Annotated in this window: 3 protein-coding genes; 1 reads left to right on the forward strand and 2 read right to left on the reverse strand. The window is 65.6% G+C overall.

Annotated features, from left to right (window positions below):
- Positions 1 to 168: 168 nt before the first annotated feature.
- Entirely contained in the window at positions 169 to 408 is a 240-nt protein-coding gene (gene tusA, locus QMX82_RS25305) for a sulfurtransferase TusA (RefSeq protein ID WP_027597771.1), read from the reverse strand.
- A 56-nt stretch (positions 409 to 464) separates the two neighbouring features.
- Complete coding sequence (gene rlmM, locus QMX82_RS25310; protein WP_208690903.1) at positions 465 to 1,526, reverse strand: 23S rRNA (cytidine(2498)-2'-O)-methyltransferase RlmM; 1,062 nt, start codon at positions 1,524 to 1,526, stop codon at positions 465 to 467.
- 197 nt (positions 1,527 to 1,723) lie between these two features.
- Here rlmM and acnA point away from each other — a divergent pair, with 197 nt between their 5' ends.
- Entirely contained in the window at positions 1,724 to 4,423 is a 2,700-nt protein-coding gene (gene acnA, locus QMX82_RS25315; protein ID WP_282288696.1) for an aconitate hydratase AcnA, read from the forward strand.
- Positions 4,424 to 4,493 lie beyond the last annotated feature (70 nt).

The raw sequence follows: 4,493 nt of genomic DNA on the forward strand, positions 1-4,493 counted from the left end.
CTGTTGGGCTTCGACGATGGAGCCGTCTCAACCCAACCTATGAGAGCCGGGCCCAAGCGGCGGTGCATCGTAGGTTGGGTTGAGCGCAAGCGAAGCCCAACAGACCGCACTCCGCATCGCACCATTGGGCTTCGACGATGGCACCCTCTCGGCCCAGGCGGACCACCCTCACTCCACCTTCTTGCGAATCCAATACAGATAACGCCCTTCCCCTTCGCTCTTTTCCACCAGTTCATGGCCGAGGAAGACGCAGAACTTGGGGATGTCGCGCTGGGTGGAGGGATCGGTGGCGATGACCTTGAGCAGGGCGCCGGGGGCGATGTCGCGCACCTTGTTGTGCAGCATCATCACCGGCTCCGGGCAGTTCAGCCCGCTGGCGTCGAGGGTGGCATCGGCTTCGAGGGTCATGGGGTCTCCAGGGATAGAACGGTTACAGCGATCTGCATTCAGAGCCCGATGGCGGCCTAGGGTTTCCGATCCAGCCGGCGCAGATGACAGGTCACTTCCTCGCGGTCGTGGTACAGCTGTTTGCAGCCGATGGTGACGCGCTGACCGCGATCGGCGAAATACGCGTGCAGGCGTTCGAGGATGCCAGCCACTTCGCGATAGCGCTGCTTCATCGGCAGCTTGAGATTGACCACCGCCTCGCGGCAGTGGCCCTCGCCGATCCAGCGCTCGATCAGCGCCGCGGTGCGCGCGGGCTTCTCGACGATGTCGCAGACCATCCAGTCCACTGGGCGCTTGGGCACGAAGGCATAGCCGTCGACCTGCAGGTGCTCGACGAGGCCGGTATCCATCAGCGCCTCGTTCATGGGGCCGTTGTCCACCGCCGTCACCAGCATCTCGCGGGCCACCAGTTGCCAGGTCCAGCCACCCGGGGCGGCGCCCAGATCGACGGCGCGCATCTCGGAGGACAGGCGGGTTTCCCATTCGGGACGCGGGATGAAGTGGTGCCAGGCCTCTTCCAGCTTGAGGGTCGAGCGACTGGGGGCCTCGCGGGGAAATCTCAGCCGCGGAATGCCCATGGGCCAGAGCGCGGCGTTGTCCGGCTCGACCAGACCGACGAAAACCTCGCGTCCGCTGAGAAAGGTCAGCTGCAGCCGCGGCGCCCGGGCATCGTCCACCAGGCGGCCGGCCTTGCGCAGCGCCAGGGTCAGGGGACGCTCGAATTTCTTGCAGAAGGTGGAGAGCGCCTTGCCATCGTTGGTGTCGGGCATCTCCAGGGCCAGACTGCCGCAGACGGGATAGTCGGCCAGCAGCTCCAGCAGCGGGCCGATGCGATCCTGCTCGGGCAGGCTGAGAAAGGCGCCGCGCGACCACTGGCGGGGAAAGATCAGCTCGGCGAATCTGATGTTCTGCATCAGCCGGGCCGCGCCCGCCGCGTCGCCGCAGACGAATTCGGCATAGGCCGCGCCCGGCTTGCCCCTGGCATAGCCGGCCACGCCGAGCAGCGCCGCCCGTTCGCCGAGCTCGGCGCAGACTTCGCCTTCGAATCCGGTACGGCACAGCAGCAACAGGGTATTCACGACGGGGCTTCCTCAAGGGGTCACGCGGGGCGCGCACTATACCCCAGCGCGCCGCCCGGGGAACGCCAGCGGCGCCTATCGGTCCAGTACTACACCTAGAAAAATCAGTCCGCCCAGCGCTGATACGGGTCTCCTTCATCTTTCGAGGCTCGAACAGCCAGCGGGCAACCGTCGAACCGTCGATAAGGAGAAACCTGATGCCAGCCCTGGACAGCCTCAACAGTCTCAAGACCCTGCAGGTCGGCGAGCGCACCTATCACTATTACAGCCTGCCCGACGCGGCCAAGACCCTGGGCAGTCTCGACAAGCTGCCCAAGTCGCTCAAGGTGCTGCTGGAGAACCTGCTGCGCTGGGAAGACAACCAGACCGTCAACGGCGAAGACCTCCAGGCCCTGGCCGACTGGACCAAGACCCGCTCCGCCGACCGCGAGATCCAGTACCGCCCCGCGCGGGTGCTGATGCAGGACTTCACCGGCGTACCGGCGGTGGTCGACCTGGCCGCCATGCGCGAAGCCGTGGCCAAGGCCGGTGGCGATCCGCAGCGGATCAATCCGCTTTCCCCCGTCGATCTGGTGATCGACCACTCGGTGATGGTGGACCGCTACGCCAGCGAAAACGCCTACCACGAGAACGTCGAGATCGAGATGGAGCGCAATGGCGAGCGCTATGCCTTCCTGCGCTGGGGCCAGAACGCCTTCGACAACTTCCGCGTGGTGCCGCCGGGCACCGGTATCTGTCACCAGGTCAACCTGGAGTACCTCGGCCGCAGCGTCTGGACCAAGGACGAAGACGGCCGCACCTATGCCTTCCCCGATACCCTGGTGGGTACCGACTCCCACACCACCATGATCAATGGTCTGGGCGTGCTGGGCTGGGGCGTGGGCGGTATCGAGGCCGAGGCGGCCATGCTCGGCCAGCCGGTGTCCATGCTGATCCCCGAGGTGGTGGGCTTCAAGCTCACCGGCAAGCTGCGCGAGGGCATCACCGCCACCGACCTGGTGCTGACCGTGACCCAGATGCTGCGCAAGAAGGGCGTGGTGGGCAAGTTCGTCGAATTCTTTGGCGATGGCCTGGCCACCCTGCCCCTGGCCGACCGCGCCACCATCGGCAACATGGCGCCGGAGTACGGCGCCACCTGCGGCTTCTTCCCGGTGGACCAGATCACCCTGGACTACCTGCGCCTGTCCGGGCGGCCCGAGGAGACCGTGCAACTGGTGGAAGCCTACACCCAGGCCCAGGGCCTGTGGCGCAATCCCGGCGACGAGCCGCTGTTCACCGATGTGCTGGAGCTGGACATGGGCGAGGTCCAGTCCAGTCTGGCCGGCCCCAAGCGGCCCCAGGATCGGGTGCTGCTCGGCGAGGTGGCCAAGGCCTTCGGCGACTTCACCGCCCTGGCGCCGAAGAAAGCCGAAGCCGTCGAGGCCGGTAGCAGCGTCGAGGTCCAGGTGAACGGCGAGACCTTCCAGCTGGAAGACGGCGCCGTGGTCATCGCCGCCATCACCTCCTGCACCAACACCTCCAACCCCAGCGTCATGATGGCTGCCGGTCTGCTGGCGAAGAAGGCCGCCGAGAAAGGCCTGATGCGCAAGCCCTGGGTCAAGTCGTCCCTCGCCCCCGGCTCCAAGGTAGTGACCGACTACTACAACGCCGCCGGCCTCACGCCCTATCTCAACGACCTCGGCTTCGACCTGGTCGGCTACGGTTGCACCACCTGCATCGGCAACTCCGGTCCGCTGCTCGATCCGATCGAAAAGGCCATCCAGGACGCCGACCTCACGGTCGCCTCAGTGCTTTCCGGCAACCGCAACTTCGAAGGCCGGGTGCATCCGCTGGTCAAGACCAACTGGCTGGCCTCGCCGCCGCTGGTGGTGGCCTATGCCCTGGCCGGCAGCGTCAAGGTCGATCTGACCCAGGAGCCGCTGGGCATGGGTAACGACGGTCAGCCGGTCTATCTGAAAGACGTCTGGCCCACTCAGCAGGAAGTGGCGGACGCCGTGCAGAAGCTCGACACCGCCATGTTCCACAAGCAATACGGCGCCGTATTCGACGGTGACGAGAAGTGGCAGGCGATCCAGGTGCCGGACGCCGAGACCTATGTCTGGGATGCCGACTCCACCTACATCCAGAATCCGCCCTTCTTCGAGACCATAGCCGGCGATCCGCCGCGCATCGCCGACATCCACGATGCGCGCATCCTGGCGCTGCTGGGCGATTCGGTCACCACCGACCACATCTCCCCTGCCGGCAATATCAAGAAGGACAGCCCCGCCGGCCGCTACCTGGCCGAGCATGGCGTGGACTATGCCGACTTCAACTCCTACGGCTCGCGCCGTGGCAACCACGAAGTCATGATGCGAGGCACCTTCGCCAACATCCGCATCAAGAACGAGATGCTGGGCGGTGAGGAAGGCGGCAACACCTACCACGTCCCCACTGGCGAAAAGCTGTCGATCTATGACGCGGCGATGAAGTACGAGCTGGAAAACACCCCGCTGGTGATCATCGCCGGCAAGGAATACGGCACCGGTTCCTCCCGTGACTGGGCAGCCAAGGGCACCAACCTGCTGGGCGTCAAGGCCGTGGTCGCCGAGAGCTTCGAGCGCATCCACCGCTCCAACCTGGTGGGCATGGGCGTGCTGCCGCTGCAGTTCAAGGATGGCGTGGACCGCAAGTCCCTGGGGCTGACCGGCAAGGAAAAGATAGCCGTGCTGGGCATCGACGGTGTCGAGTTACGGCCGCGCATGCCGCTGACCCTGGAAGTCACCCGTGAAGATGGCAGCCTGGACAGCATCGAGGTGCTGTGCCGCATCGATACGCTCAACGAGGTGAACTACTTCAAGGCCGGTGGCATCCTGCACTACGTGCTGCGGGAGTTCCTGGCGAAGCCGGCGGCCTGAGCCGGCTTCAACGGACGCCCCGCCGCCTGGCTGCCGGGGGTTGTGCGGTCAGGACGCGGGCCAAAACTGA

Source organism: Pseudomonas sp. PS02302 (genome assembly GCF_029959585.1).
GTDB classification, from domain to species: Bacteria; Pseudomonadota; Gammaproteobacteria; order Pseudomonadales; family Pseudomonadaceae; genus Chryseomonas; species Chryseomonas aestiva.

Excerpts from the sequence above, each read along its gene's own strand:
- tusA (WP_027597771.1), bottom strand. The coding sequence starts at position 408 with ATGACCCTCGAAGCCGATGCCACCCTCGACGCCAGCGGGCTGAACTGC.
- acnA (WP_282288696.1), top strand. The coding sequence starts at position 1,724 with ATGCCAGCCCTGGACAGCCTCAACAGTCTCAAGACCCTGCAGGTCGGC.